The organism is Rhodococcus sp. HNM0563, from assembly GCF_012726195.1.
In the GTDB taxonomy this organism is placed as follows: Bacteria; Actinomycetota; Actinomycetes; order Mycobacteriales; family Mycobacteriaceae; genus Rhodococcus.
The window spans coordinates 34,154-60,335 of the sequence record NZ_JAASAF010000016.1 but is presented as its reverse complement, the minus strand read 5'-3'; the positions used below and the strand labels follow the sequence as shown (position 1 = coordinate 60,335).

The window sequence follows — 26,182 nt, the reverse complement described above, 5'->3', positions numbered from 1 at the left end:
TCGACCTCGACGACCTGCCCGACGACGCCCGCACCCTCATGCACCTGATGCAATCGCTGGTCATGGTCTCCTTCCCCGTCGAAGTCTGGAAACAGCCCCGCGTCCCCGACAGCGGCGCCGCCTGGGCCGAAATCACCAAAGAACCGGTGGTGTAACCGCATGCTGACGCTCAAGGCAGCCGGACTCCTCGATGTCGAGACCGGCGAGATCATCCGGCCGGGCATCATCCACATCGACGGCGAACATATTGCGGGCGTCGGCGGCGAACCTCGCGGCGAGGTGATCGATCTCGGTGATCAGATCCTCATGCCGGGTTTGATGGATATGGAGGTGAACCTGCTCATGGGTGGGCGCGGCGAAAAGCCCGTCTACTCCACCGTTCAGGACGATCCTCCGATACGCATGCTGCGTGCGGTGGGCAATTCCCGCCGCACGCTGCGTGCGGGCTTCACAACGGTCCGAAATCTGGGGCTGTTCGTCAAGACCGGCGGCTATCTGCTCGACGTCGCTCTCGGCAAGGCGATCGACGCCGGATGGGTCGACGGTCCCCGCATCGTCCCCGCGGGTCACGCGATCACCCCGACCGGTGGTCATCTGGATCCGACGATGTTCGCGGCCTTTGCGCCCGGTGTCCTCGATCTGACCATCGAGGAAGGTATCGCCAACGGTGTCGACGAAGTTCGCAAGGCCGTCCGGTACCAGATCAAGCACGGCGCTCAGCTCATCAAGGTATGTGTCTCGGGTGGCGTGATGTCGATGACGGGATCGGCAGGTGCCCAGCACTATTCCGACGAAGAACTGCGCGCGATCGTCGACGAGGCACATCGTCGCGGCATGAAGGTCGCGTCCCACACCCACGGCGCTGATGCCGTGCGTCACGCGGTGGCCGCAGGCATCGACTGCATCGAGCACGGCTTCCTCATCGACGACGACGCGATCGACCAGATGGTCGAGAACGGCACGTGGCTGGTTCCCACGACACGTTTGGCCGACGCGATGGACACCTCTCATGCACCGCCTGAGCTTCAGGCGAAGGCAGCCGAGATGTTCCCGAAGGCGCGCACTTCCGTGCTCGCGGCGTACAAGGCCGGTGTCAAGATCGCCGTCGGCACCGACGCGCCGGCGATCCCCCACGGAAAGAACGCCGACGAGATCGTGGCGCTCGTCGACCGAGGTCTCCCCCCATTGGCGGTCATCCAGGCCGCGACGATCAATGCAGCCGAACTGATCGGCGTCGACGACCGCGGCCGTCTGGCCGAAGGCCTGCTCGCCGACATCATCGCGGTACCGGGCGATCCCACCGAAGACATCACCGTCACCCAGGATGTGCGGTTCGTGATGAAAGGCGGAAAGGTCTATGTCAACAAGTGACCTCGTAGAGATCAACCAGCTCCTCGCACGCTATGCCGTGGTCATGACCAAGGGCGAGTTCGACGGTATCGTCGACGTGTTCACTCCTGACGGCACCTACAGCGCTTTCGGCGACGTGTTCACTCTCGACCAGTTCCCCCAGCTGGCAGCTGCAGCACCCAGAGGCCTGTTTCTCGTGGGCACTTCGATGATCGAGCTCGACGGCGACACCGCTACCGGCACACAACCGCTGTGCTTCGTCGAGCATTCCGCGCACGACATGCGGATCGGCTACTACAACGACACCTACGTCCGTACCGAGGCGGGGTGGCGCTTGAAGACACGCAAGATGACATTCATCCGCCGCAGCGGCGAGCACGACTCGGGAATCCCGCACGCCTTCGAGGCACCGACGGCATGAGCGTCACCGGGGCGAGCGAAGCGACGGGGAGTGTCACCGGGGCGAGCGAAGCGACGGGGAGTGTAGGAGAGTTCAGAACAGCGGTACGCGTCTGGCTCGACGAGAACGATCTCACGCCCGGACCCGACCTCACGTTCGACAAGCAGGTCGAACAGCTGGGTCGGGTCCGGCGCGCTCTCTACGACGCCGGTTGGATGCGATACGGATGGCCGAAGGAGGTCGGAGGACTCGGCGGGCCCGCGATGCTGCGGGCCGTACTCGGCGAGGAGGTCGCCACACGCGACCTCGCCGAGCCGGGCATCTACTCGATGATCGAGGTGCTCGCCCCCACCATGATCAAGTACGCAAGTCCTGAACTGGCGGCCGAAATGGTGCCGCGTCTGCTCGACGGCAGCGAGCAGTGGTGCCAGGGCTTCTCCGAGCCCGGCTCGGGCAGCGACCTCGCGTCGCTGTCCACCCGCGCCGAACAGCGTGGCGATCAGTGGGTGATCAACGGCCAGAAGGTATGGACCTCTCTGGCGCAGTTCGCGACCCGTTGTGTTCTCCTCACCCGCACGGGCCCCGGGCACGACGGCATCACCGCCTTCTTCCTCGACATGGACACCCCTGGCATCACCGTCCGGCCGCTGACGACGATGCACGACCGCGAGGAGTTCTGCGAGGTCTACTTCGACGATGTCGTGGTACCTGCCGATCGGATGCTGGGTAATCCCGGAGACGGCTGGAAACTCGCGATAGATCTGCTCCCGCACGAGCGCTCGTCGTGTTTCTGGCACCGGATCGCGTATCTGTTCACTCGTCTCGATCAGGTCGCTGCTGTCTCGGATCCCGCCGACGATCGCGAACTCGGCGACGCCTACCTTGCGTTGCACACGGTGCGGAGCCGTTCGTACGGCACGCAGAAGCGCCTCCAGGCCGGGCTGCCGTTGGGTCCGGAGACCTCCGTCGACAAGGTTCTGCTCGCGACCGCCGAGCAACAACTGTTCGACACCGCGCGGGATCTGATTCCGGGAAGGATCGAACTGTTCGACACCGAACTGCGGACCGAGTTCCTGTATTCGCGGGCCGCGTCGATCTACGGTGGTACCGCGGAAATCCAGCGCAACATCATCGCTCGCCGTCTATTGCAACTGGGGAAAGAGTGAAGACCACGAACAGCACTGCACCGGCGATCGATTCGGAACTGGCACTCCTCGAGGACGCGCTTCGCAAGACCATGGAGGCCGCCTCGGGTGTCGCACTCGACTCGGCGCTCGTCGAACTCGGCTGGCACGACATGCTCAGCGAGATGCCTGATGTCGCAATCCCCCTGGTGTTCCGGTTGCTGGGCGAGACCGGCGCGCACGCACCGGTGATCAACGACGTGATCCTGGCCGAGGCCGGCGCCGAACCCGGAGGTACGGTGCCGCTCCCGTACGCGGGGGGTTCGTGGCTGGTGTGGCACCGCACCGAGCGGAGCACCGAGGTTCTCGACAAGGAGCTCACCGTCGAGGTGGTCGAGTCCGGGAATCCGGTACCGGTCGCTGCGGGTCGCCGCGCGCTCGGGTGGTGGCTGGTGGGCACGAGCCGCACCATGCTCGACCTCGCCCGTACTCATGCGCTCGATCGCACGCAGTTCGGTAAGCCCATCTCCGGCTTCCAGGCGGTGCGGCACAAACTCGCCGAGACGTTCGTGGCAATCGAGGGGGCCGAAGCGGCGCTCCTCGTCGCGGACGACGAGTTCAGCTCGCTTTTGGCCAAGGCCGCCGCAGGCAAGGCGGCGGTGACCGCCGCGCGGCACTGTCAGCAGGTGCTCGGCGGTATCGGGTTCACCGACGAACACGATCTGCATCGCCATATCCGCCGCGGATTGTTTCTCGACGGGTTGCTGGGCAGCTCAAAGGAATTGACACGAGAAGCAGGTGCGGCCATCCGCGCGTCGGGGTCCGCTCCGCGCGTCGCCAACCTGTAGCAATCACCTGACCAGTAGGGGCCACCGTCAACGACGGTGGCCTCTACTCGTACATCCCCGAGATCGACTACGACGCTGCCGCGCCGTTCTTGGAGGGATCGGGGTGGTTCGAGAACCAGAGGTTCTCCTCCACGGCCTTGCGGCTCTTCCATCCGTCGACTGTGCGCACGACTTCGTGGTGGTAGTTGCCGCCGCAGTACGTCAGGCCGTCGACGCCCGGCAGCTGCATCGGGTTGTAGAACATCGCCGAGACCGCAGCGGTGTCGTCATCGACGAACGTGATCGCGATGTTGGTGACGAAGTGCTGGGTCATGGGGCACTGGTCGAGTGCGCGGCTCAGCATGGCGATCACCTGGTCGCGTGCGCCTGCCGGGTAGCCGACGGACGTGTAGTCGAGAGCTGCGTCGTCGGTGAAGACCGACGCCAGCGCTTCCCAGTTCTTCGTGTCGACCGAGGTCGCGTACTTGTACAGCAGGTCGGCGATGTCGAGCCGGTCCTGGAGTTGCTGCAATGTCATTGTTGTCCTTTGCTTCTCGATGTCGATCTGTCGCATTTTCCCATCACCGGGCAGGCGGCCGGCTCTGGGTGTCCACCCGCTCCGATCACTACTCTCCCATACCGAAATCATATTCTTGGTTGTAAGAATCTTCTTTCCAAATTCCAGATTCTGCGTCACAATCGGTGCATGACGCCATTGGATTCACTGCACAACCTCACGGGAAAGACCGCCATCGTCACCGGTGGCTCACGGGGAATCGGCCGCGCAATCGCCCAGATACTCGCCGAGGCAGGGGCCGACGTGGTCATAGCGTCCCGCAAGCTCGACGGCTGCGAGCTCGCCGCGAAGGAAATCGAGGCGTCGACCGGGCGTCGCGCGCTGGCCGTCGCCTGCCATGTGGGGAACTGGGACGACTGCGACGCACTGGTCGACCGTGCCCTCGAGCACTTCGGGCGCCTCGACATCCTGGTCAACAACGCCGGAATGTCACCGCTGTACGAGAATCTCGAATCGATCACCGAGGAGCTCTACGACAAGACCCTCAACGTCAACCTCAAAGGACCGTTCCGCCTTGCCGTTCGCGCAGGTGCTCACATGGCCGCCAACGGCGGCGGGTCGATCATCAACGTCGGTACGGCGGGCTCGCTGACTGCGAGCGTGCGCGAACTCCCCTACGCGTGCGCCAAATCGGGCCTCAATGCCCTGACGGTCGGTCTTGCAGACGCGTACGCACCCACCGTCCGTGTCAATGCGATCCTGCCCGGACCGTTCAGGACCGACCTTTCGAAGGCATGGGCCCCGCCGGAAGGCGAAGAAGCACCGTTCGTCCCGCTGGGGCGTATGGGCCGACCCGAAGAAGTGGCTCCGCTCGCGCTGCATCTCGCCAGTGATGCTTCGAGTTTCACCACCGGGGCCATCATCCGCGTGGACGGCGGAGTCACCAAGAAGGTCTGAACCGGCGGTAACCCACCCACACATTTCGAGAAAGGATCCCATGACGGATTCGAAGCAACTCGCAGACAAGGTCGCCATCGTCACAGGAGCGGGCGGCGGGATCGGCCGCACCTACTCGCGTGGTCTCGCCGAGGCCGGCGCCGCAGTGGTCGTTGCCGACATCGACCTCGACACCGCGACCGCGACCGCCGACGAACTGAAGGCCGACGGATATCGGGCGCTCGCCGTCCGGGTCGATGTGAGGGACGAGAAGAGCACGTCGGACATGGCCGCCGCGGCTGCCGCAGAGTTCGGATCCGTCGATATTCTCGTCAACAACGCAGGTCTGATGGCAGAGGTCGTCGGCAAGGGCGGTCTCACCTCCATGTCGTTGGACCTGTGGACCAATACGCTTGCGGTCAATCTCACCGGCCCGCTCCTGTGCACCCGTGCGGTGGTCCCGTACATGAAAGAGCGCGGCTACGGAAAGATCGTCAACCAATCGTCCAGCGGCGCATTCATGGCCGCCCAGGCCTACGGCATCACCAAGCTCGGCCTGGTGAGCATGACGGTGTCCCTCTCACGGGAACTCGCGCCGTTCGGGATCCGCGTCAACGCCATCGCGCCGGGCATGGTGAACACCGAAGCCGGCGACATCGCATCGCCGCCCGAACTGAAGGAGATGGTCAAGCACGCGATCCCGTTCCCCTTCGGTGAACCCGAGGAGCTGATTCCGGGTCTGCTGTATCTGGTTTCGTCCGGCAGCGACTGGGTGACAGGCCACACCTTGAACATCGACGGCGGCTGGATCGTTCGAGTCTGACCCATCCACACATGAAAGGCGAAGCATGAAGCATTACCTGATGGTCGAGGCGTACCCGTCCCATCCGGAACGGGTCGACGAGTTCAACGAATGGTACGAGTCGACGCACATCCGTGAGGTCGTTGCATGTGACGGCTTCCTCAAGGCCACCCGCCTGGCCCCGGCCGACGCTGCCGGGGGCTCGTTCGTCACCCTCTACGAGATCGAGGGTGACCCGGAGAAGGCGCTGCACAATGTGCACGCCAAGGCAGCCGCGAAGCAGTTCGATATGTCGGATTCCCTGAGCTTCGGTCCTGTCCCGAAGATGCGCATCATGAGCGTGTACTCGGAATACGTCAAACCGTGAGCATCCCAAGCTGATTCGGGCGCCTCCGCGAAGTGCGGAGGCGCCCGAATCGGTTTGTTCTACTCGATGTTCTGCTTCATCTCGTCGAGCTTCATCAATACCGGCCATCCACCTACGCTCAAGGCGTTGCCGTGGCCGGTCTGGTGCACATCGAACACCGACTGGATGGCCGCATAGAAACCCTGGACGTCGAGTGTCTGATTGACCGCACGTTTGGCCTGGCGCAGACCGAAGGGCGGCATCTTCGCGATCTGTTCGGCGAGTGCTCGCGTCTCGGTATCGAGCTGGTCACGTGGCACGACCTTGTTGACCATGCCGGTCTTCTCGGCCTCTTCTGCTGTGACCGGCCTGCCGGTGAACAGGATCTCCTTGGCCTTGCGCGGACCGAGTTCCCAAGTGTGACCGTGGTACTCGACGCCACCGATACCCATCATGACCACCGGATCGGAGAACTTCGCATCCTCGGACGCGATGATCAGGTCGCACGGCCAGCACAGCAGCAGACCGCCGGCGATGCAGCGCCCCTGCACTGCAGCAATCGAAGGCTTTGGGATGTTGCGCCAACGCATCGAGTACTCGAGATAACGACGGGATTCGGTGGTGTAGATCATGTCGAGGGTGATCTTGTCGGGCACCGGGCCCCCACCGCCGGTCATGTCGTGTCCCGCGGAGAAGTGCTTGCCTTCCGCGCGCAACACGATCACCGATACATCCGGGTCGTCGCCCGCACGAACCCACGCTGCGTCGAGTTCGTCGAGCAGAGCTGCGTTCTGAGCATTCGCAGCATCCGGCCGGTTCAATGTGATCGTGGCGATCCTGTCCGCTACCTCGTAGAGAATGTACAAGTTGCGCTCCTCAGCCGCGTGGTAGCCCGAGCACTCGCTGGGCGACGATGTTCCTTTGGATCTCGGAGGTCCCGCCCGCGATGGTGCCTGCGAAACTGCGAGCGAAGCGTTCGAACCAGCTCGACGAGAAGTTGTCGAGGTTCCATGGCGTGTACGGCGCGGTCGATGCCGGGTGCACGAGCCCTTCAGCTCCTTCGGCATCGAGTGCGTGCTCGGCCGAACGCTGAATGGCTTCGGATCCGAGCAGTTTCAGTACCGAGAGGGAGGCGACATCCTGCTCGCCACGTGACTCGCGTGCCAGGGCCGCAGATCCGAGCAGACGCAGCGCTTGCAGGTCCATCACCAGCGTCGCGTACCGGTCGCGATCGATGACCGTGCGCGGCTCGAAGTCCACGACGAGATCTTCCAATCGGTCTGCGAAGCTGAGCCACAGGAGGGTGCGTTCGTGCCCGAGCGAGCCGTTGGCGACACTCCAGCCCTGGTTGATCTCGCCGATTAGGTTTTCCGCCGGAACCCGGACGTCCTCGAAGAACACCTCGTTGAAGTCGCGATCGTCCTTGTCGGCGATGGACGCGAACGGACGCCGGACCACACCCGGTGTGTCGGTGGGGATCAGCAGCACGCTGATGCCCTTGTGCTTGGGCGCATTCGGATCGGTGCGAACGAAGGTGAGGAGCACATCGGCGTGGTGCGCGCCGGAAGTCCATACCTTCTGTCCGTTGACGACGAAGTGGTCGCCGTCGAGCACGGCACGCGTGCGAAGACCTGCGAGGTCGGAGCCTGCACCGGGTTCGCTCATTCCCAGTGCTGCGGTGATCTCCGCGCGCAGGATGCGCGCGGCCCACTTCTGCTTCTGCTCCTCGGTACCGAACGAGAGGATGGACGCCGCAATGATGCCGAGCCCCTGAGGGTTGAAGCTATGGTAGATCCGGCGCTTGGACAGCTCTTCGAGATGAACGGCCTGCTGGATCAATGTCGCATTGCGGCCACCGAATTCAGGCGGATTCCCCGGAAGCAGCCAGCCGTTGTCGAACTGGAGTCGCTGCCAGCGGCGTGCCCATTCGGGCATGTCTGCGCTCGAGGTGGATCGTTCTGTGGCGTCCGCCTCGTCGGGCAGATTCGCTTCGAGGAAGGCCACGAATTCGGCGCGGAACGCCTCGACGTCGTCGTCATACGAGAGTTGCACGGTACTCCTCGGTGATCAGTGCCCGATGTTCGGCAGCGCCACCGAGCAGATGCTCACAGGCGCGGGCACGTTTGAGCGCGAACTGCAGATCGTTCTCCCAGGTGAAGCCCATGGCGCCGAACAACTGCAATCCGTGACGGAAGACGAGCGATTGGCATTCACCGGCTGCAGCCTTGGCCATCGACGCGGCAAGGTTCCTGCGCGGGTCGTCCTCGGCGATGGTGAGCGCCGCGAAGTACGCCAGTGCGCGGGCGCGTTCGATCGCGATGTGCATGTCGGTGGCCTTGTGCTGGACGGCCTGGAACGATCCGATCGCCACGCCGAACTGCTGCCGGTTCTTCACATGGTCGAGCGCGAGGTCGAGAACCCGTTGGCACGCACCGACAGTCGTGAGCGCGAGCCCTGCGAGCGCCATGTGGCGGGCCAGGGCAGGATCGACGTCGGAACGCGGATCGCCCTCGACCCGAACGTGCTCGAATCGAACCTCCGCGATGTGCAGGGCGGGGTCGAACACCGGGCTGCGGGTCGCGGTGACCTTGTCGGAGGTGACGACGAAGACGCCCGCGTCGGTGACCACTGCCAGAAGGTCGGCGCGATCCCCGTCGAGGACCTGCGCGGCCGTGCCGTGGAGCACCCAGCCGTCGGCGTCGCGATGCGCACGGACACCGCTGTATACCGCGGCACCGGTTTGGTCGGGCTCGGCCACACCGGGCGCGAGCTGCGCGAATTGCGTCATCGTCGCGAGATAGGGCGTGGGGTCCGTAGCCCGTCCCAATTCCTCCAGGACGATCCCGAGTTCGACAGCAGCTTCGGGATCCGTGAGCTCGGTCCAACCGAGCCCCACGAAGACTTTCCACAGCGGCCCTGGATCTGCGCCGTTGTCGACGATATTGCGGATCAGCGTGGATGGACATTCCTTCGCCGTGACGTCACGGACGGTGTCCTGCCACAGTCGCTGATCGGAGTCGAACTCGAAAAGCATTCCGACATACCTCTCTGACAGAGCTGCGGTGCACAGCAGGATGAGAATATCATTCTCAATACGAGAAAGTAATGGTCTCATTCGGCGCATCTAACTCTCGGGTAACCTTGCGGATACGAACACATTCTCCGGTACAGTGCTCACATGTTTGCCTCACGCAACGACGAGCAGTGCGCGCAGTGACCGGCCCGAGCGAAGAACCCGCATGGAAGCAGCGCGCCGTCGAGCGGTCCATCCGCACCGCGAAGCTACGGGCCGAGCAACGCGTGCAGCGCTTCCTCGACGCCGCCCAGGCCATCATCACCGAGAAGGGCAGTACCGACTTCACCGTGCAGGAGGTCGTCGATCGCTCGAAGCAGTCACTGCGTAGTTTCTACCTGCAGTTCGACGGCAAGCACGAGCTGCTGCTCGCGCTGTTCGAGGACGCCCTCGGCCGTTCGGCCGATCAGATCCGCGCGGCCGCGGCCGGCGAGGACGACCCGATGGATCAGCTTCGCGTGGCAGTCGAGCTGCTGTTCGAATCGTCGCGCCCCGACCCCGTCGCGCAGCGCCCCCTGTTCACCGATTTCGCCCCTCAGCTACTGCTCACGCACCCGGCCGAGGTCAAGGTGGCACACGCGTCCATGCTGGCATTGTTCACCGAACTGATGGAGAAGGTCGCGGCATCGGGCCAGTTGCGCGGCGATTTCAACGCGCGACGCGCCGCAGCAATGACCATGCAGACCGTGATGTTCATCGCCCAGTCCAGCGGCGACGCCGACGCCACCGCACGCCCGATCACCGCCGACGAAGTATGGACATTCTGCTCGCATGGGTTCGCTACCAAGTAAGAAGAATGCTGTTCTCATTTGAGAGCGGGTCATTTACACTCGGCATGTGACCGAGCTTTGGAATGACCTCCTGACGTGTCTCGACCTCACTCCGGCAGCCGATTCGGCCCCCGATCCCACTGACGCCAGAGCCGGCAATGTGGTTCTCGAAGGCGCAAACCAGCGCCTCGAGTACCACCGACTCTTCGGTGGGCAACTCCTCGGACAGTTCGTCCGAGCAGCTCAACTGACGTGCCCGGAGAAGGCCGTCAAGTCGCTGCACACGGTGTTCGCCCGAGAAGGCCGCGCCGACGAACCGGTCCGCTACGAGGTGACCCCCCAACACGAAGGCCGGACGTTCGGCACCCTGACCATCGTCGCGCGCCAGACCAAGGGCGTGCTGGCCACCGCATCGGTATCGATGCATGCCCCGGAAAATGGCCCCGAACGGCAGTCCTTCCCTCCCGTCCCGTCGCTGCTCCCCGAGGAGAGCCGGGTCGACTTCTCCCTCATACCCTGGGAGACCCGCGCGTCCTCGGATCTCAACGATCTCGGAACTGCCGCACCAGAATTCGACATGTGGATGCGCACGCCCGCCGTGGACGAAGCACTGGCGCCCGCGCTCACCTCGTATGCGACCGATCTCCACCTCATCGGTACCGCACTTCTCGCCGTCGACGGCTACTGCCAGACCGGGAACGGCACGGCCTTCACCTCCGCGGTGACCTCCCACAATCTCTGGTTCCACCGGCCGTTCCGCACCGAGGACTGGCTTCTGCTGCGCCACAGGAGCCCTCTCATCGCCAACGGGCGCTGCTTCGGCCGCGGCGATGTCTTCACCGAGCAGGGCGACCTGGTCGCCTCCTTCGCCCAGGAAGCACTCCTGCGGCTCCCCACCGAGGTGGTCTGACATGCCCCAGAAGCAATTACGCGTCGTCCAGTGGGCCACCGGAAACATCGGCACCCGCGCACTCCGGGCGGTGATCGACCATCCCGAGCTCACGCTGGCCGGGTTGTATGTCCACAGCGACGCCAAGGAAGGCCTGGACGCCGGCGCCCTGTGTGATCGAGATGTCACAGGGGTGAAGGCAACCCGCAGTCTCGACGAGATCATCGATCTGGGAGCGGATTGCGTGCTCTACATGCCGCTGCAGTTCGATCTCGACGAGGTCTGCCGGATCCTCTCCTCGGGCACGAATATCGTCACCACCCGAGGCGAGTTCCACCACCCACCGAGCATGCCCGCCGAGATCCGCGACGCGGTCGAGGCCGCATGTGCCGAAGGCGGGACGTCGATTCACAGCACCGGAAGCAGCCCCGGATTCATATCCGAGGCAGTGCCTCTTGTGCTGAGTTCCATTCAGCGCACGCTCGAGCATCTCGCCGTCGACGAGTACGCCGACCTGTCGCAGCGCAACTCGCCCGGAATCCTGTTCGAGGTCATGGGCTTCGGTCAACAACCGGCCGATTTCGCGCAAGCGCGTCTCGACCATGTGAAGGCCAATTTCGGGCCGTCGCTCCAGGTACTCGCCGACGCACTCGGCCTGCCCTTCGACTCCGTCGAAGCCAGTGGAGAATTGGCTGTCGCCCGGAATGACGTCACGATCGCGGCGGGCACAATTCCCGCGGGAATGGTAGCGGCACAGCGCATCACCATATCCGGTATCCGTGGCGGTCGCGAACTGATGCGTTTCAGGCCCACGTGGTACTGCACCACCGATATCGATGTCGACTGGGACATGCACGCGACCGGATGGCACATCTCGATCGACGGGGACGCCCCACTCGACATCGAGATGCGCTTTCCTATCCCACTCGAGCGGATGAGCGAGACAGCCCCGAACTACACCGCGAACCGCGCGGTCAACGCCGTACACGCGGTGCATGCTGCAACACCCGGAATCCGCACCAGTCTCGATCTTCCTCTGATCGTGCCGGTCCTGAACTGACCTCCGACCTCCGACCGCCGCCTGCCGCCCGGTTCTACTGACCGAGCAGGCCGGCGGCAGCGGTGTACGGGTCGCTGCGCCCGTCTGCGACGGCAGCGGCGAGTACGTCGAGTTCCGGGTTGGTGCGCAGCCGCGTCGTGGCGAGCGACAGGATTTGGGCACGAGCACGAGCGGCACGGCGTTCCGGTGTATCGGCGCGCTGATACGCCTCGATGGCGTCGATCAACTTGTCCACGCCTTCGCCCGTCGACGCGATCAGCTTGAGGATCGTCATGCCGGTTTCGACACGCAGGTCGCGCACCGTCGCATCGGCACCGTCCCGATCTGCCTTGTTGACGACGAGAATGTCGGCCACTTCGAGCAGACCCGCCTTCGCGGCCTGAACAGCATCTCCCGCACCGGGATTGAGAATGACGACGGTCGGGTCGGCGACCGCGGCGATCTCGACCTCCGACTGGCCGACGCCCACTGTCTCGAGCAGAATCACGTCATAGGACAGCGCACCGAGCAGCGTGATCGCCGCCGGTACCACCGCGGCCAGGCCCCCGAGATGACCGCGCGACGCCACCGACCGGATCAATACATCCGGATCGTTGACGTGCGCGGCCATCCGGATGCGGTCGCCGAGCAGAGCTCCCCCGCTGTACGGCGAGGAAGGGTCGACGGCGAGCACCGCGACACGGAAGCCCCGCGCTCGGTAACCGCCGGTGAGCACACCGACCGTCGTCGACTTCCCGGCGCCCGGAGGCCCGGTGATCCCGACGACCCGTACCGGTGCAGTCTCGATTAGTTCGAGAACCTCGTCGCGGCGATCCCCTTCGACCAACGTGAGCAAGCGGCCCGTCGCGCGCTGCGAGCCGCGACGAGCCGCTTCGACGAGTTCGACGACGTTCACGCCGCGCCCGAGTTCGGTCGAAGTGTCGGAAATCCGGGTGTCACGGTGCAGGCACCTCGATCACCACTGCCGAGCCGATTCCTCCGCCCGCACACATCGAGGCCACACCGACGCCACCGCCACGACGACGCAGTTCGTGGACGAGTGTGGTGAGCATGCGCGCACCGGTTGCGGCGACAGGATGCCCGAGTGAGCAACCGCTGCCGTGCACGTTCACGCGATCGGCGTCGAGCTCGAGCATCTTGATCACGGCGACACACTGCGCCGCGAATGCCTCGTTGATCTCGAACAGGTCGACGTCGGAGATCGTCATCCCGGCGCGAGCCAGCGCCTTCGGGATCGCATCCACGGGCGAGAGCCCGGTGAGCGCGGGATCGATGCCGGTGGAGGCCCACGCCTTGACGGTGCCGAGCGCAGGAAGACCCAGGTCGCTGCTCGCGATCGTCAGGGCGGCCGCGGCATCGTTGCCACCGCTGGCGTTGCCTGCGGTGATACTGAATCCTTCGATCTCCGGGTGGAGCACCTTCAATGACGCGAGCTTGTCCATGCTGGTGTTGCGACGCGGGTGTTCATCGACCGAGAACAGACCGTGCGGGGTTTCGATCGGAACGATCTCGTCGACGAACTTGCCCTCGTCGATGGCCTTGATCGCGACCTGGTGGGAGCGCAGGGCCCAGGCGTCCATCTCTTCACGCGACACGCCGGCCTTCACTGCGGCGTTCCAGCCGACGGTGATGGACATGTCCTTGTTGGGTGCGTCTTCCCGATTCGGGTGGGTCGGCGACAGCCACGGCTCCCAGTTCTCGCCGTTGCGCATGAGTGACTGCGGGGACGTGGAGGCCGAGTTGACGCCACCGGCGATCACGAGCCGGTCCATGCCTGCCATGATGCTCGCCGCCGCGTTCTGCACTGCGGCCAGGCTCGCGGCACAGTGGCGGTTGGTGGCCATGCCCGGCACAGTGGTCAGGCCGGCTGTGATCGCAGCGTGGCGGGCGATCACGCCGCCGCCGTACAGGCCCTCACCGAGGATGACATCGTCGATGTCGGCCGCGTCGTGGCCTTTCGCTGCCGCAGTGACGATGTGGTCGGCGAGATCGAAGGCGGTGGTGTCGCGGAGCGTACCCTTACGGGCGGTCCCGACGGGCGTCCGCAGCGCGGAAACGATGACGGCTTCAGGCATTTTGGTTCTCCAGTTCGGCGAGTAGGGTGCGGCGCAGAAGCTTTCCGGTTTCGGTCTTCGGGAGTTCGTGTCGGAAGACGATGGTGTCGGGGGTCTTCGACGAGCGCAACCGGTCCTTGACCCACTGTCGCACCTCGTCCGGGTCGGCGTCGCCGACGAGGACCGCCACGATGCGCTGTCCCCATTCGGCGTCGGACACACCGATCACGGCGGCTTCGACGATCGCGGGATGGGCCAGCAGGACGTCCTCGATCTCGGCGGGAGCGATGTTCTCGCCGCCGCGGATGATCGTATCGTCGGAGCGGCCCTCGACATACACGTAGCCGTCGGCGTCGAGGTGCCCGAGGTCGCGGGTGGAGAACCACCCTTCGGCGTCGAGCACGCTGCGTCCACCGTATTCGCCGGAGATCTGCTCACCGCGCACGAAGATCAGCCCGGTCTCACCGGTCGCGACCGGCTCGTCGCTCTCCGTCCGGATCTCGATCTCGATGCCGGGCAAGGGCCGGCCGACCGAGCCGAGCCGGTCGCGCACCGCCGGGTCGTCGGAGGCGATCGCCTCGCGGTGATCGTCGGGTCCGAGAACCGCCACCGAGGAAGCCGTTTCGGTGAGTCCGTACGCATTGACGAATCCGGTGGTGGGGAAGGCGCGCAGCGCGTGCTCGAGGACGGGTCGCGGAGTGCGGGACCCGCCGTAGGCGAGGGTCGCGAGCGTCGGGACGTTCGCGTCTTCACTTCCGAGATGGGCGACGATCCGGGCCAGCATCGTCGGCACGAGCATCGCGTGGACGACTTCCTCTCGCCGCACGGTCTCGAGCCAGGTGGCCGGTTCGAACGCGGACAGGTACACGATCCTGCGGCCGCTGTAGAGGTTGGAGATGAGGTTCGTCAGACCCGCGATGTGGTAGGGCGGCACCGACACCAGTGACGCATCGCTTTCCTCTGCGGATGCGAACTCCATCGTGTTGAGGACGTACGCGATGACATGCCGGTGACGTAGGACGGCGGGCTTGGGATCCGACGTCGTGCCGCTGGTGTAGATGATCGCGGCAATCGCGTCGCCGTCCCACTGTGGTTCGAGTTCGGCCTGATCTGCGTCGTCCGGTGCATGGTCGAGCAGCGCGTCGAGATCGTCCTGGCGCAGGATCGTCGCGCCGGGATGCCGATCGATCAGCGCCGACAGTTGCTGATCGCCGAGGCGGTAGTTGAGCGGGACGAACGGCACCCCCGCGAGTGCCGCGCCGAACAGTGCCACCGGGTAGGCGAGGTGATTCGTCCCCAGGTAGAGCACCGCGGAGCTGCCACGCACTCGGGCAGCGAGGTGTCGCGCGTGTGTGTCGAGATCCGTGGCGGTCAACGAGCGATCGCCGACGGTCGCAACTGCGCGTTCGCCGTTGTTTGCCACCATTTCTAGAATCATGCTTAGGTTCATGAGAACATTATTCTCGCAGCACGAGAGCTTTAGTTGCAAGAAGGGAAATCGGAATGCAGATCTCAGGTATCTCAGCCATCGTCGTCGGAGGCACCGGAGGCCTCGGGCAGGCCACCGTTCGCCGCCTCCATGAAGGCGGCGCCAAGGTTGTCGTCGCAGACGTCAACGACGAAGCAGGCAAGGCTCTCGAAGACGAGCTGGGCGTGCGCTACGTCAACACCGACGCCGGTAGCGAGGAGTCGGTGCTCGCGGCCATCGCCGAAGCCGAGTCGCTCGGACCGCTGCGCGTGTCGGTGGACTGCCACGGCGGCCCCGCAGGTGGCGGACGGCTCGTCGGTAAGGACGGCAGCCCGATGGCGCTCGAGGGCTTCACCAAAACCATCCAGTCGTACCTGACCTCGTCGTTCAACGTCATGCGCCTTGCCGCGGCGGCCATCGCCAAGCAGGATCCGTTCAACGACGAAGGCTCGCGCGGCGTCATCGTGCAGACCGCATCGATCGCCGGCTACGAAGGTCAGATCGGGCAGCTCCCCTACGCGGCAGCCAAGGGCGGCATCCTCGGTATGACGCTCGTCGCCGCGCGTGACCTGTCGCCGTTGGGCATCCGCGTCAACACGATCGCCCCCGGCACCATCCTCACCCCCGCGTACGGCAAGGCAGGCGATCAGCTCGAGGCGTACTGGGGCCCGCAGGTCCCGCATCCCAAGCGCATGGGCCGCCCCGCCGAGTACGCGACGCTGGTCGCATCGATCGTCGAGAATGACTACCTCAACGGCGAGACCATTCGTCTCGACGGCGCGCTGAGGTTCCCGCCGAAGTGAGGCCCCTCGACGGAAAGGTCGCATTCGTCGCGGGCGCCAGCCGCGGGATCGGGGCCGCGATCGCCGTCGCCCTCGCTGATGCGGGGGCTGCGGTGGCCGTTGCCGCACGGACCGAACAGGAAGGCAAGATCCCGGGCACCATCGGTGCGGTCGCCGAGAAGATCAAGTCTTCCGGAGGAAAGGCGATCCCGGTCCAGTGCAATGTCGCGGACGAGGCCTCCGTCGACGCCGCCATCACCACCACGGTCGGTGAATTCGGCGGCCTGGACATCCTCGTCGCCAACGCGGGTGTCCTGTGGATGGGTCCGATCGAATCGACACCGCTCAAGCGGTGGCAACTCTGTCTCGACGTGAACTTGACCGGCGTGTTCAACGTGACCAAGGCCGCCATCCCGCACATCCGTGCGCGGGGCGGCGGGTCGATGATCGCGGTGACCACCACCGGCGTCACCATGATCGACCGTGGATCGAACGCCTACTGGGTATCGAAGGCCGGCGTCGAACGCCTCTACACGGGTCTCGCGTCCGACCTGTCGTCCGACAACATCGCGGTGAACTGCTTGTCGCCGTCACGTGTCGTGCTCACCGAAGGGTGGCTTGCCGGCGGTGGCGGGCAGCAGATTCCACCCGAGGCGATCGAGCCGCCGGAAACGATGGGTGCCGCAGCCGTTCTGCTCGGACAGCAGGACGCTTCCGGTATCACAGGCACCATCCAGCGCTCGGAAACGCTGATACCGCAGCAGTAGTTCGTCGAATGAGGGCCGGTCATCCGTGGGATGATCGGCCCTCATTCCTCACCGGTCAGTCCCCGAAGCGCGCGACCAGTCGTCCCGTGACCTCGTTGCGGCGCAGGCGTTCCAGCCCCTCGCCGATCTCGTCGAAACCGATCTCGGTGTACTCGGGTTCGATTTCGCGGGCGAGCAGAAGTGCGAAGACCTCTTCGATGTCCTGCACCGTTCCGCCCAAAGAGCCCACGAGAGTACGCCCGAGGATCGTGGGTGTATTCACGGTGAATGTCGACTTCCCCAAGCCGACCTGGACAACCTTGCCGCCGCGCTTGATCGCCTCGAGCGCCTTGTTCGTGGTGTCGAAGCCCGCGTAGTCGACCACGAGGTCGAACCCCTGGCCGGCCCACTCCGACGCATCGCGCACGACGTCGACCACCCCGGCCGCTCGGGCGAGACCCCACACGGATTCTTTCGTCTCCGCGACATGCACCTCGGCACCCGCGAGAACTGCTGCGCGCGTGCCGAACTGCCCGAGCCCCCCGTATCCGATGACGCCGACCTTCATCCCGGCCGTGGCTCCGCCCACCTTGATGATCGCGTGGTACGAGGTCATACCCGCATCGGTGGCGAGCGCCGCCAGCGACAGGTCGAGCCCCTCGGGTACGCGCGCAAGGTCGCGGGCGTCGGCGAGGAACTTGTCGGCCATGCCGCCGGGGGTGAACATTCCGGCCGGCGAACGGAAGCCGGACGTACAGACACCGACGATGTCACCGAGTGCCCAACCGTCGACTCCGTCGCCGAGGGCGCTGATGACCCCTGCGTTCTCGTGGCCCTGAGTCATGGGCAGGAACGGCATACTCGCCTCGCCGACCTCCATGTACATGATGTCGCTGTGACACAGCCCGGCAGCCTTGACATCGATGACGACCTCGCCGTGCCCCGGTTCCGGTTCCGGCACCTCGTTCAGTGAGATCGGCTTCCCGGTTCCTTCGAACTGCCATGCCTTCATGTTGCTTCCCTTCGTCGCAGACCGGACAGCCGCCGGCCTTGGAAATCGAACGTCGACACCGTGCTGGAACCTTGCAGAATCACCCGCTCGAGATTATGGTTCTCCACATTCGGAAGGACATTCTTGAATTGCAGAGTACGTGACGGGGGCTGTTCGGTCAGGCGTGATCTGACTTCCACGTTCCCCACCACAGACAGCAGAGAGCAGAGCCATGAGTGTTGATGACGCTGTATCCGAGGTCGGGCGCAGGCAACCCGTGTTTCAGTTCGACAGGCACGCACCCGACTATCGCGACAAGTTCCAGGACATCACCGAGGAATTACAGTCCACTTGCCCGTTCGCGTGGTCCGACACCCACGGCGGCCACTGGGTTGCTTCCGGAGGTGACCAAGTATTCGCTCTCGCCCGCTCCGCGGACATCTCGAATGATCACGATGTCAAGGGAGTTCGCCGCGGATACAAGGGGATCATGATCCCGTCTGCGGTCAGGGCGTCCGGCGTACGCGGCGGGATCCTCGAAATGGACGACCCCGAGCATCGCGAGTTCCGCGCGGTCCTCAATCCGTACTTGTCGCCCGCCGCGGTCAAGAAATGGGTTCCCGTCATCGACGAAGTGATCCGCGCTTGCTTGGACGAGAAGATCGAGACCGGGCAGATCGATTTCATCGACGACCTCGTCAACATCGTCCCTGCGGTGATCACACTCGCGATGCTGGGTATCCCGGTCGCCAAATGGGACGTGTACTGCGAACCCGTGCATGCGGCGATGTACACGCCCCCGGATTCACCGGACGTCACCCGGGTCGCGGAACTGCACCGGCGCATGGGGCTGGATCTGCTCTCCAGCCTTCACGAAATTCGAGAGAATCCCCGCCCGGGCATGGTCGACGCGATCGCCAAGGCCACCGTCGATGGCGAGCAGCCCGACGACGCAGAACTTCTCGGGGTCCTCAGCCTGCTCATCGGCGGCGGCTTCGATACGACGACAGCGCTCACCTCCCACGCACTCGAATGGTTGTCGCAGAATCCCGATCAGCGCGAAACTCTCAGCACCGAGCGCGACACGCTGCTCGATTCGGCCACCGAGGAGTTCCTACGCTTCTTCTGCCCGTCCGCGGGCGACGGCCGCACTTTCTCCGCGGACATGGAGATCGACGGCATCGAAGCGAAAGAGGGCGAGCGTGTGTGGCTTTCCTGGGCCATGGCCAACCGCGACCCCGCACTGTTCACCGACCCCAACACGGTCGACCTCGAACGCAAGGGCAACAGGCACTTCAGTTTCGGTCTGGGCGTCCACCGCTGCATAGGATCCAACCTGGCGCGAACTGTGTTCAAGCGAATGCTCGTGGCGGTGCTCGATCGGATGCCGGATTTCCACTGCGATCCGGAAGGCGCGGTGCACTACGACTCCATCGGTGTCATTCAGGGAATGCGACAGCTCCCGGCGACCTTCACTCCTGGCCCGCGCATCGGAGCTGGACTCGACGAGACTCTGGCCGCCCTTCAGCTCATGATCGACGAACAAGAACTTGCCGCTCCGGTAGCGGTGCGACAGTGAGGAATTCGATGAATATAGACGATATGGTGATGGTCAGCATCGACGATCACGTGGTCGAGCCGGCAGATCTGTTCGAGAAGCATTTCCCGAAGAGTCTCATGGACCAGGCTCCCAAACTCACCGCTAACCCCCGCAACCCCGAAGTTCAGGCATGGCAGTTCCAGGGCAGCGTCGTCGGTAGCTCCGGCCTCAACGCCGTCGTCTCCTGGCCCAAAGAAGAATGGGGCATGGACCCCACCGGCTACGCCGAAATGCGACCCGGCGTCTACGACATGGACATGCGCGTGCGCGACATGGACGCCAACGGCACCCTCGCCGCCACACTGTTCGCCACCTTCCCCGGCTTCGCAGGCACCCACCTCGCCACCCTGCCCGACAAGAAGCTCTCCCTCGCGGCGTTGAAGGCCTTCAACGACTGGGTCGTCGGCGAAGTCCCCGACACCTACCCCGGACGCTTCATCCCCCTCGGCATCATCCCGTTCTACGACGTCGACGAATCCGTCACGGAGATCCACCGCCTCGCCGCCATGGGCTGCCGCTCCATCTCCATCCCGGAAACCCCCTACGGCGTCGGCGACGGCTACCCCGACTTCAAATCCGGATACTGGGACCCGATCTTCAAGGCCTGCGTCGAGCACAACATCGTGCTCAGCCTGCACATCGGCGGCGGCATGGGCCTGGTCAAACGACCAGAGGCGTTCAACCTCGACGACATGTTGGTCCTGACCCCGCTGATCTCGACGATCGCCGCGACCGACATGATGCTCAGCGGCGCTTTCCAGAAGTTCCCCGACCTCAAGGTCGCGATGAGCGAAGGCGGCGTCGGCTGGGTCGCACCCTGGCTCGACCGCCTCGAACGCCACATCGTCAACCAGTCCTGGACCGGCGCGAGCTTCCTCCCGAAAGGCATGTCACCCACCGATGTGTGGAAGAACAACTTCCTCGCGTGCTACATCACCGAGCCCAGCGGCCTGAACAACCGACAGCGTCTCGGCATCGACACCATCGCCTGGGAATGCGATTACCCCCATTCGGATTCCACCTGGCCGCGGTCGCCGGAGATGCTGATGGAGGAACTCGTCGCGGCCGAGCTCACCGACGAGGAGATCAACAAGGTCACCTTCGAGAACGCCGCACGGTTCTTCGGCTGGGATCCGTTCGAGCACACCCCGCGGGAGCAGGCCACCGTCGGTGCCCTGCGGGCCCGCGCGAAGGACGTCGACATCAGTGAAACGTCCAAGCAGGAATACCGTCGGCGTTACGAACTCGCCCACTCGTAGACCGATACGACGGCGCTTCCGGACTCCGGGGAGTTCGGAAGCGCCGTCGCTCTGTCGGTATGGTCAGGCCTTCAGGATCTTGCTCACCGCGGCACACTGTTCGTCGAAGAACTCCCGCGCGACACCGCTGCGCGAGGAGACGGAATCGAAACCGTGGAAAGCCCCCGATACCGAGTGGAATTCGCACGGCACTCCGGCTTCGACGAGACGGTCGGCGTATTCGCGATCCTCACACGCGAACAAATCGTTGGACCCCACACCGATCCAGGCCGGTGGAAGTCCTGCCAGGTCGGTGCGGCGGCCCGGAGCCGCAATCGACGCGTCGGCATCTCCGAGAAAGCTCGCCCACCCGAAGCGGTTGCACTCCCCGTCCCACATGCGCATGTGCTCGGGACCGGAGACGGTCCGGTCGTCGAGCATCGGATAGACCAGGAGCTGGAATACGGGCTCGGTCAGATCGCTGTCGCGTATCGCGAACGCGAGCGCCGCAGCAAGACCACCACCCGCACTGGCACCGCCGATCACGATCCTCGACGGGTCCACTTCCTCCCGGTTCACGAGCCACCGATAGGCATGGAGACAGTCTTCCACAGGGATCGGGTACGAGTACTCAGGCGACAACCGGTAATCGACCGATGCGACGACCACACCGAGCCGATCGGCGAAGCGCTGACACAGTGCATCGTCCTGCGCAGCCCGGCCGAACACGTAACCCCCGCCGTGGATCCACAACAGCGCGGGACGCGGCGCATCGCCGGCAGAGGTCCGCGGACGGAAGAACCTCACCGCCACGCCGGGTTCCAGGACATGGATGTCCGGATCTGCCCCTTTGATCCGCGCGGTGAGGCTACGCAGCACCCCGAGTGTTCTCGGTGTCACTGCGCGTCGCGGCGCCACCAGCGCCACGACGCGCAGATCACGATGGAAGTGCGGCAAAGACCTCACACGGCTCAGCATGATACCTGCCCCCTGTCCGTGTCGCTCTCCCCGTCAGCTCTTGCCTGCGGTGAGGCGTGCGATGTTCGCCCGGAAATCGTCGCTCTGGAAGGTCATTTCCTCCGCGCTCAGAGCGTAGTCGATCGCGGCGAGAACCGTGCGTTCGAGTTGGATGTTGATCAGGCGTTTGGTCGCCTCGATCGCCTTCTGCGGCTGATCCAGGATGTTCTTGGCCGCCGAGAGTGCCTCGCTCAGCGGATCTTCGACCACATGATTGGCAAGACCCAGTTCGAGCGCTCGTTGCGCGGAGATCCGCTGTCCCGTGAACGCGAGCTCCTTCGCCTGCAACAGGCTGATCTGCAGCGGCCAGGTGAGCGCACCGCCGTCGGCTGCAACCAGGCCGACCTGCACGTGTGGGTCGGCGAGGTAGGCCTTCTCGCCCATGTAGACCATGTCGCTCAGTGCCACAATGCTGCAGCCGAGGCCTACCGCCGGACCGTTCACTGCGGCAATCACCGGAATTCGGCACCGCGTCATTCCGAGTACGAGCTCGCGGCCGTCGGCGATCGACTTCGAGCGAAGGTCGGGGTCCTCCGCAAGTTGGGCGAGGTAGCCGAAGTCACCACCGGCCGAGAACGCCCGTCCGGCACCCGTGATCACAGCAACGCGGGCGCTACGGTCTGCGCTCAACTGCGTCCACAGCCGCGCAAGTCCTTCGTGCAGAGGATCGTTGACTGCGTTGAGATCCGCGGAGCGGTTGAGGGTGATGATCCGCATCGGACCGTCGGCCTGGACGTCGATTTCGTCGGGCATGTCGTACATGTCAGACCCCCAATCCGAGGATTCGCGAAGCGATGATGTTCTTCTGGATTTGTGACGTACCGCCCATGACCGACTGTGCGCGGCTGTACATGTACGAGCCGAGCAACTCGGTGTCGCGGGTACCTGCCACAGCGAGTGCGGCGTGTCCTACCGACTGATCCACCCAGGTCATGAGCAGCTTGTCGAGTGAGCCCTCGGACCCGTGATTGACTCCGTCGAGCTGCTCGGAGAGCCGGCGGCGCACGTGCAGGCGCAGCATCTCGGACTGCACCGCCGCCCATGCCAGGTCCTCGGGTGGCCGTCCTTCGGTGCGGGCAGCGAGCTGACGAACGAGTTTGCCGTAGCGCGCGGCGAATCCGAGCGTCGACGGCTCCCGTTCGTGCCCGACCACCGTCATCGCGATACGCCAGCCGTCGCCGGGGTTGCCGACCATCTGATCCGCGGGCACTCGTGCCCCGTCGAACAGAACCTGCCCGAACTCCTTCGTGACACCACTGATCATCTTGAGCGGACGCTGCTCGATACCGTCCTGCTTCATCGGAACGATGAATGCCGAAATACCGCGATGCCGCGACGCATCCGGATCGGTGCGCGCAAGAAGCAAGCACCAATCCGCAACATCGGAATAGCTCGTCCAGATCTTGTGACCGTGTATGACGTATTCGTCGCCGTCGCGGGTCGCGGTGGTGGTCAGCGATGCAAGGTCCGAGCCCGCACCGGGTTCGCTGAAGCCCTGGCACCACCGCTGAGTGCCGTTGATCATCCCCGGCAGGAACCGCTGCTGCAGTTCTTTGCTGCCGTGATGTCCGAGCCCCACCACGAGGTAGCCGAGGCTGGGCCGCGGCGGGGCACCGGCGATCGCGAGTTCCTCGTCGAGGATCACATCGAAGACCGGCGGGAGTTCCTGTCCGCCGTATTCCTTCGGCCACGACAGACCGAAGAATCCCGCCCCGTATAGGGCTTGATGCCATTCGCCCTGCTTTGCCCAGTACTCGTCGCCCGAGGTGGGGAATGTGCCTGCTATCTCTGCGAGCCAGGTGCGCAGCCGCGTACGGAACGCGGCTTCTTCCGGCGAGTCACGAAAGTCCAAGGTCGATCTCCTCCAGGCTCACGGGGAACAGTTCGGTGGACGTCAGCGCCCGCCGAAGATAGACGTGTTCGATGCATTCCCAGGTGTTTCCGATGCCGCCGTGCACCTGGATGGCCGTTTCGCACACCGTGCGTGCGGCACGGGCGCAGTAGATCTTCGCGATCCTCGCGGCGCGCACCGCTTCGGCTGGTGTCAGTTCGTCGACTGCCCACGCGGCGTGACGCAGCACGCTGATGGATCCTTCGATGAGCGCTTCGCTTTCGGCGAGCAGGTGTGCGACGGCCTGGTACGAGCCGATGGTGCTGCCGTACTGCTCGCGGATCTTGGCGTAATCGACTGCGGCTGCCTGGGCGCCGCGCGAGGTTCCCACGAGGTCGGCGCACGTGACGACCAACGCCAGCGCGTAGCCGCGCTCGATCTGTTCGGGCGACAGTTCGCCGATCTGCTCGTACGGTTGGATCAACGTAGCGAATGCGCGGGTGAAGTCGGCTCCCTCTGCGGGGTCGCCGATCTCGGCCGCGAGAACACTGTTGTCTCGCACCACAAGTGCGTGGGTGAGGCCCGACGCATCGAAAGCGTCGTCGCCGATGGCGATGGCCCAGGTCTGCTGGTCGTCGGCTAGGTGCCGTCGCAGATCGTCGGCGAGAACCGGACCGAGGAACGGGACATCCACGAGTCCTCGGCCGAACTCTTCGGCAACGATCGCAACCTCGACGCCGGAGGCGCCGTCGGAACGAAGTTCGCGCCAGCCTGCCGCGGCCACCGTCTTCTCCAGCCGCGCGACACGTGTCGCGTCGTCGAGGTCCTGAACCGAACCCGGCCCCAGATCGTCGGCGAGTTTTGCGGCTGCGTCGCGTAATTGCTGCTGTTCATTGGTCAGACGTACGTCCATGGCGCTCCTCGAGTATTCGGCGCAACACCTTGCCGGAGGGCAGGCGCGGGATTTCGGGCACGAAGACCACTCGGCTCGGACGCTTGTACGAGGCGAGGGTGTTCCCGACGAGATCGATGATCTCGCCGGCTTCGATCGGTGCGGTCGTAGTGACCGCAGCGACGACGGCTTCACCGGTGGCAGCGTCGTCGACTCCGAACACCGCGCAGTCGGCGATGTCGGGGTGGGTGAACAGGACGGCTTCGATCTCGGCGGGCGCCACCTGGAAACCCTTGACCTTGATCATGTCCTTGGACCTGTCGGTGATGCGCACCCAGCCGTCGGCATCGACACTGCCGACATCGCCGGTGCGGTACCAGCCGTCGGCGAATGCGTCGGCGGTCGTGTCGCCGGGTAGGTATCCGGCCATCATGGACGCCGACCGCACCTGGATCTCGCCCGTATCGCCCGGCGCGAGCGTCTCGCCCGTCCCGAGCGACACAACGCGCATCTCGACGCCGGGCACCACGCGACCCACGCTGTCCAGGCGCGCACCCTCGATCGGGCTGCAGGCGATCACCGGGATCTCGCTCGCCCCGTACGCCGGGACCCACGGCACTCCGGTCCGGCGGGTGACGGTCTCGGCGACGCTCGGCGTGACGGGTGTGGCGCCCCACATGATGTAGCGCAGCGACGTCAGGTCGAAGGATTCGAGATCCGGGTGCGACGCGATACCCAGCGCAATCGGCGCCACTGCCATCTCGACGGTGATGCGATCGCTTTCGATGTGGCGCAGCATCGCGTCGAGGTCGAATCGACGATGCAACCGCATCCAGGTGCCTGCATCGAGTGCGGTGACGATGTTGAGCAAGCCGAGGATATGCGACGGGGGCGTGACGATCTGGATGCGATCGCTCGCGGTGAGTTTCAGGGCATCGCGCCAGTGCCCGACCGCGGCGGCGAACGATGCGTGAGTGTGACGGACCGCTTTCGGAAGTCCGGTGGTGCCCGAACTGAACACGAGCAGGGCGTCGGCATCCGACTCGGCCGGCGTGGGCGGACGGAATCCCTCTTCGATCTGATCGTCGAGGCAGAGCATGGGCATCAGGTCGGCGAGTACCGAACTGTCGCCGACCGCGTGGGTGGCCTCGCTGACATCGAGCGCGTGCGTGACTTCGGCACGTTTCCACGCCGGACTGATCAGGACGACGACTGCGCCGAGCTGCCAGATCGCCAGCGCTGCGATGACGAACTCGGGCCGGTTCGACGACATGAGTGCCACACGGTCGCCGGGGCCGACACCTCGACGCTCGAGGGACGCAGCCATACCGGCAGCCAGCGCATCGAGTTGCGTGCGGCTGTATTCCTGCTGGTCGAAGGCCAGCACGGTGGGGTCGGCCATGTCCTCGTTCCTTACGATCCCGTCTCATCCTGGGAACAAACTCCGTCGGGAGCTTTCGCTCTCATTG

Annotated in this window: 27 protein-coding genes; 14 read left to right on the top strand and 13 right to left on the bottom strand. The window is 64.8% G+C overall.

What is annotated here, in order from left to right; all coding sequences use genetic code 11:
- The first annotated feature begins 159 nt into the window (after nucleotides 1-159).
- The 4 genes from HCA61_RS25480 (at nucleotide 160) to HCA61_RS25465 (ending at nucleotide 3,722) form a co-directional block, all read left to right on the top strand.
- Nucleotides 160-1,371: an amidohydrolase family protein gene (locus HCA61_RS25480; protein WP_169690981.1), complete on the top strand. Its 1,212-nt coding sequence runs from the start codon at nucleotides 160-162 to the stop codon at nucleotides 1,369-1,371.
- Entirely contained in the window at nucleotides 1,358-1,771 is a 414-nt protein-coding gene (locus HCA61_RS25475; RefSeq protein WP_169690980.1) for a nuclear transport factor 2 family protein, read from the top strand. The genes HCA61_RS25480 and HCA61_RS25475 overlap by 14 nt, the downstream gene beginning before the upstream one ends.
- Nucleotides 1,768-2,916, top strand: coding sequence for an acyl-CoA dehydrogenase family protein (locus HCA61_RS25470; RefSeq protein ID WP_169690979.1), 1,149 nt, complete (start codon nucleotides 1,768-1,770; stop codon nucleotides 2,914-2,916). Before HCA61_RS25475 ends, HCA61_RS25470 begins: the two co-directional genes overlap by 4 nt.
- Before the next feature lie 71 nt (nucleotides 2,917-2,987).
- Entirely contained in the window at nucleotides 2,988-3,722 is a 735-nt protein-coding gene (locus HCA61_RS25465; RefSeq protein WP_169690989.1) for an acyl-CoA dehydrogenase family protein, read from the top strand.
- A gap of 67 nt (nucleotides 3,723-3,789) precedes the next feature.
- On the opposite strand, the gene HCA61_RS25460 is transcribed toward HCA61_RS25465, so the two are convergent.
- Nucleotides 3,790-4,239: a nuclear transport factor 2 family protein gene (locus tag HCA61_RS25460; protein WP_169690978.1), complete on the bottom strand. Its 450-nt coding sequence runs from the start codon at nucleotides 4,237-4,239 to the stop codon at nucleotides 3,790-3,792.
- Between the two features lie 168 nt (nucleotides 4,240-4,407).
- On the opposite strand from HCA61_RS25460, the gene HCA61_RS25455 reads away from it, so the two are divergent.
- Genes HCA61_RS25455 through HCA61_RS25445 form a run of 3 tightly spaced genes read left to right on the top strand, consistent with a single transcriptional unit; the run spans nucleotide 4,408 to nucleotide 6,323 of the window.
- A complete protein-coding gene (locus HCA61_RS25455; protein WP_169690977.1) occupies nucleotides 4,408-5,175 on the top strand; it encodes an SDR family oxidoreductase in 768 nt (255 codons plus the stop codon).
- Between the two features lie 40 nt (nucleotides 5,176-5,215).
- Nucleotides 5,216-5,977, top strand: coding sequence for an SDR family oxidoreductase (locus HCA61_RS25450; RefSeq protein ID WP_169690976.1), 762 nt, complete (start codon nucleotides 5,216-5,218; stop codon nucleotides 5,975-5,977).
- Between the two features lie 25 nt (nucleotides 5,978-6,002).
- Nucleotides 6,003-6,323, top strand: coding sequence for a DUF4286 family protein (locus HCA61_RS25445; protein WP_169690975.1), 321 nt, complete (start codon nucleotides 6,003-6,005; stop codon nucleotides 6,321-6,323).
- A 59-nt stretch (nucleotides 6,324-6,382) separates the two neighbouring features.
- Here HCA61_RS25445 and HCA61_RS25440 read toward each other — a convergent pair whose 3' ends face one another.
- From HCA61_RS25440 to HCA61_RS25430, 3 genes are read right to left on the bottom strand one after another with little or no spacing between them, the layout of a single operon-like run.
- The gene (locus HCA61_RS25440; RefSeq protein WP_169690974.1) at nucleotides 6,383-7,168 is read right to left on the bottom strand and encodes an enoyl-CoA hydratase; all 786 of its coding nucleotides are present in this window, start codon (nucleotides 7,166-7,168) and stop codon (nucleotides 6,383-6,385) included.
- A gap of 10 nt (nucleotides 7,169-7,178) precedes the next feature.
- Nucleotides 7,179-8,354 (bottom strand): acyl-CoA dehydrogenase family protein, encoded by a 1,176-nt coding sequence (locus HCA61_RS25435; RefSeq protein WP_169690973.1) that lies wholly within the window; start codon nucleotides 8,352-8,354, stop codon nucleotides 7,179-7,181.
- Nucleotides 8,338-9,336 carry an acyl-CoA dehydrogenase family protein gene (locus HCA61_RS25430; protein WP_169690972.1) on the bottom strand — a complete coding sequence of 333 codons (999 nt, stop codon included), beginning with the start codon at nucleotides 9,334-9,336 and terminating at the stop codon, nucleotides 8,338-8,340. The genes HCA61_RS25435 and HCA61_RS25430 overlap by 17 nt, the downstream gene beginning before the upstream one ends.
- A 179-nt stretch (nucleotides 9,337-9,515) precedes the next feature.
- On the opposite strand from HCA61_RS25430, the gene HCA61_RS25425 reads away from it, so the two are divergent.
- The 3 genes from HCA61_RS25425 to HCA61_RS25415 are packed head-to-tail and all read left to right on the top strand — an operon-like array spanning nucleotide 9,516 to nucleotide 12,094.
- A complete protein-coding gene (locus HCA61_RS25425) occupies nucleotides 9,516-10,166 on the top strand; it encodes a TetR/AcrR family transcriptional regulator (protein WP_247274093.1) in 651 nt (216 codons plus the stop codon).
- A 46-nt stretch (nucleotides 10,167-10,212) separates the two neighbouring features.
- On the top strand, nucleotides 10,213-11,055 hold the full coding sequence (locus HCA61_RS25420; protein ID WP_169690971.1) for an acyl-CoA thioesterase domain-containing protein: 843 nt from the start codon (nucleotides 10,213-10,215) through the stop codon (nucleotides 11,053-11,055).
- A 1-nt stretch (nucleotide 11,056) separates the two neighbouring features.
- Nucleotides 11,057-12,094 carry a dihydrodipicolinate reductase gene (locus tag HCA61_RS25415; RefSeq protein WP_169690970.1) on the top strand — a complete coding sequence of 346 codons (1,038 nt, stop codon included), beginning with the start codon at nucleotides 11,057-11,059 and terminating at the stop codon, nucleotides 12,092-12,094.
- Nucleotides 12,095-12,128: 34 nt separating this feature from the next.
- Here the strand turns inward: HCA61_RS25415 and meaB are convergent, their stop codons facing one another.
- The 3 genes from meaB to HCA61_RS25400 are packed head-to-tail and all read right to left on the bottom strand — an operon-like array spanning nucleotide 12,129 to nucleotide 15,598.
- The gene (gene meaB, locus HCA61_RS25410) at nucleotides 12,129-12,989 is read right to left on the bottom strand and encodes a methylmalonyl Co-A mutase-associated GTPase MeaB (protein WP_169690969.1); all 861 of its coding nucleotides are present in this window, start codon (nucleotides 12,987-12,989) and stop codon (nucleotides 12,129-12,131) included.
- A gap of 40 nt (nucleotides 12,990-13,029) precedes the next feature.
- Nucleotides 13,030-14,169, bottom strand: coding sequence for a thiolase family protein (locus HCA61_RS25405; protein ID WP_169690968.1), 1,140 nt, complete (start codon nucleotides 14,167-14,169; stop codon nucleotides 13,030-13,032).
- A complete protein-coding gene (locus HCA61_RS25400; protein WP_169690967.1) occupies nucleotides 14,162-15,598 on the bottom strand; it encodes an AMP-binding protein in 1,437 nt (478 codons plus the stop codon). Before HCA61_RS25400 ends, HCA61_RS25405 begins: the two co-directional genes overlap by 8 nt.
- 53 nt (nucleotides 15,599-15,651) lie before the next feature.
- Here HCA61_RS25400 and HCA61_RS25395 point away from each other — a divergent pair, with 53 nt between their 5' ends.
- Complete coding sequence (locus HCA61_RS25395) at nucleotides 15,652-16,419, top strand: SDR family oxidoreductase (protein ID WP_169690966.1); 768 nt, start codon at nucleotides 15,652-15,654, stop codon at nucleotides 16,417-16,419.
- Nucleotides 16,416-17,165, top strand: a complete 750-nt coding sequence (locus HCA61_RS25390) for an SDR family NAD(P)-dependent oxidoreductase (protein ID WP_169690965.1) — start codon at nucleotides 16,416-16,418, stop codon at nucleotides 17,163-17,165. Before HCA61_RS25395 ends, HCA61_RS25390 begins: the two co-directional genes overlap by 4 nt.
- A gap of 55 nt (nucleotides 17,166-17,220) precedes the next feature.
- On the opposite strand, the gene HCA61_RS25385 is transcribed toward HCA61_RS25390, so the two are convergent.
- Nucleotides 17,221-18,156, bottom strand: a complete 936-nt coding sequence (locus tag HCA61_RS25385; protein ID WP_169690964.1) for a zinc-binding dehydrogenase — start codon at nucleotides 18,154-18,156, stop codon at nucleotides 17,221-17,223.
- A 211-nt stretch (nucleotides 18,157-18,367) separates the two neighbouring features.
- On the opposite strand from HCA61_RS25385, the gene HCA61_RS25380 reads away from it, so the two are divergent.
- Together HCA61_RS25380 and HCA61_RS25375 are read left to right on the top strand one after the other, a co-directional pair.
- Nucleotides 18,368-19,714 carry a cytochrome P450 gene (locus HCA61_RS25380; protein ID WP_169690963.1) on the top strand — a complete coding sequence of 449 codons (1,347 nt, stop codon included), beginning with the start codon at nucleotides 18,368-18,370 and terminating at the stop codon, nucleotides 19,712-19,714.
- A gap of 8 nt (nucleotides 19,715-19,722) precedes the next feature.
- Complete coding sequence (locus tag HCA61_RS25375; RefSeq protein ID WP_169690962.1) at nucleotides 19,723-20,994, top strand: amidohydrolase family protein; 1,272 nt, start codon at nucleotides 19,723-19,725, stop codon at nucleotides 20,992-20,994.
- 63 nt (nucleotides 20,995-21,057) lie between these two features.
- Here HCA61_RS25375 and HCA61_RS25370 read toward each other — a convergent pair whose 3' ends face one another.
- Genes HCA61_RS25370 through HCA61_RS25350 form a run of 5 tightly spaced genes read right to left on the bottom strand, consistent with a single transcriptional unit; the run spans nucleotide 21,058 to nucleotide 26,115 of the window.
- Nucleotides 21,058-21,951, bottom strand: coding sequence for an alpha/beta hydrolase (locus HCA61_RS25370; protein ID WP_169690961.1), 894 nt, complete (start codon nucleotides 21,949-21,951; stop codon nucleotides 21,058-21,060).
- A gap of 33 nt (nucleotides 21,952-21,984) precedes the next feature.
- On the bottom strand, nucleotides 21,985-22,752 hold the full coding sequence (locus HCA61_RS25365) for an enoyl-CoA hydratase/isomerase family protein (protein WP_169690960.1): 768 nt from the start codon (nucleotides 22,750-22,752) through the stop codon (nucleotides 21,985-21,987).
- Between the two features lies 1 nt (nucleotide 22,753).
- On the bottom strand, nucleotides 22,754-23,842 hold the full coding sequence (locus tag HCA61_RS25360) for an acyl-CoA dehydrogenase family protein (protein ID WP_169690959.1): 1,089 nt from the start codon (nucleotides 23,840-23,842) through the stop codon (nucleotides 22,754-22,756).
- The gene (locus tag HCA61_RS25355) at nucleotides 23,829-24,734 is read right to left on the bottom strand and encodes an acyl-CoA dehydrogenase family protein (protein WP_169690958.1); all 906 of its coding nucleotides are present in this window, start codon (nucleotides 24,732-24,734) and stop codon (nucleotides 23,829-23,831) included. The genes HCA61_RS25360 and HCA61_RS25355 overlap by 14 nt, the downstream gene beginning before the upstream one ends.
- Nucleotides 24,712-26,115, bottom strand: a complete 1,404-nt coding sequence (locus tag HCA61_RS25350; RefSeq protein WP_169690957.1) for an AMP-binding protein — start codon at nucleotides 26,113-26,115, stop codon at nucleotides 24,712-24,714. Before HCA61_RS25350 ends, HCA61_RS25355 begins: the two co-directional genes overlap by 23 nt.
- Nucleotides 26,116-26,182 lie beyond the last annotated feature (67 nt).

Coding starts and splice junctions, on each gene's coding strand:
- HCA61_RS25375 (WP_169690962.1), top strand. CDS start 19,723: ATGAATATAGACGATATGGTGATGGTCAGCATCGACGATCACGTGGTC.
- HCA61_RS25350 (WP_169690957.1), bottom strand. CDS start 26,115: ATGGCCGACCCCACCGTGCTGGCCTTCGACCAGCAGGAATACAGCCGC.
- HCA61_RS25445 (WP_169690975.1), top strand. CDS start 6,003: ATGAAGCATTACCTGATGGTCGAGGCGTACCCGTCCCATCCGGAACGG.
- HCA61_RS25450 (WP_169690976.1), top strand. CDS start 5,216: ATGACGGATTCGAAGCAACTCGCAGACAAGGTCGCCATCGTCACAGGA.
- HCA61_RS25395 (WP_169690966.1), top strand. CDS start 15,652: ATGCAGATCTCAGGTATCTCAGCCATCGTCGTCGGAGGCACCGGAGGC.
- HCA61_RS25460 (WP_169690978.1), bottom strand. CDS start 4,239: ATGACATTGCAGCAACTCCAGGACCGGCTCGACATCGCCGACCTGCTG.
- HCA61_RS25470 (WP_169690979.1), top strand. CDS start 1,768: ATGAGCGTCACCGGGGCGAGCGAAGCGACGGGGAGTGTCACCGGGGCG.
- HCA61_RS25405 (WP_169690968.1), bottom strand. CDS start 14,169: ATGCCTGAAGCCGTCATCGTTTCCGCGCTGCGGACGCCCGTCGGGACC.
- HCA61_RS25385 (WP_169690964.1), bottom strand. CDS start 18,156: ATGAAGGCATGGCAGTTCGAAGGAACCGGGAAGCCGATCTCACTGAAC.
- HCA61_RS25400 (WP_169690967.1), bottom strand. CDS start 15,598: ATGAACCTAAGCATGATTCTAGAAATGGTGGCAAACAACGGCGAACGC.
- HCA61_RS25370 (WP_169690961.1), bottom strand. CDS start 21,951: ATGCTGAGCCGTGTGAGGTCTTTGCCGCACTTCCATCGTGATCTGCGC.
- HCA61_RS25455 (WP_169690977.1), top strand. CDS start 4,408: ATGACGCCATTGGATTCACTGCACAACCTCACGGGAAAGACCGCCATC.
- HCA61_RS25465 (WP_169690989.1), top strand. CDS start 2,988: ATGGAGGCCGCCTCGGGTGTCGCACTCGACTCGGCGCTCGTCGAACTC.
- HCA61_RS25355 (WP_169690958.1), bottom strand. CDS start 24,734: ATGGACGTACGTCTGACCAATGAACAGCAGCAATTACGCGACGCAGCC.
- HCA61_RS25430 (WP_169690972.1), bottom strand. CDS start 9,336: ATGCTTTTCGAGTTCGACTCCGATCAGCGACTGTGGCAGGACACCGTC.
- HCA61_RS25475 (WP_169690980.1), top strand. CDS start 1,358: ATGTCAACAAGTGACCTCGTAGAGATCAACCAGCTCCTCGCACGCTAT.
- HCA61_RS25365 (WP_169690960.1), bottom strand. CDS start 22,752: ATGTACGACATGCCCGACGAAATCGACGTCCAGGCCGACGGTCCGATG.
- HCA61_RS25480 (WP_169690981.1), top strand. CDS start 160: ATGCTGACGCTCAAGGCAGCCGGACTCCTCGATGTCGAGACCGGCGAG.
- HCA61_RS25415 (WP_169690970.1), top strand. CDS start 11,057: ATGCCCCAGAAGCAATTACGCGTCGTCCAGTGGGCCACCGGAAACATC.
- HCA61_RS25380 (WP_169690963.1), top strand. CDS start 18,368: ATGAGTGTTGATGACGCTGTATCCGAGGTCGGGCGCAGGCAACCCGTG.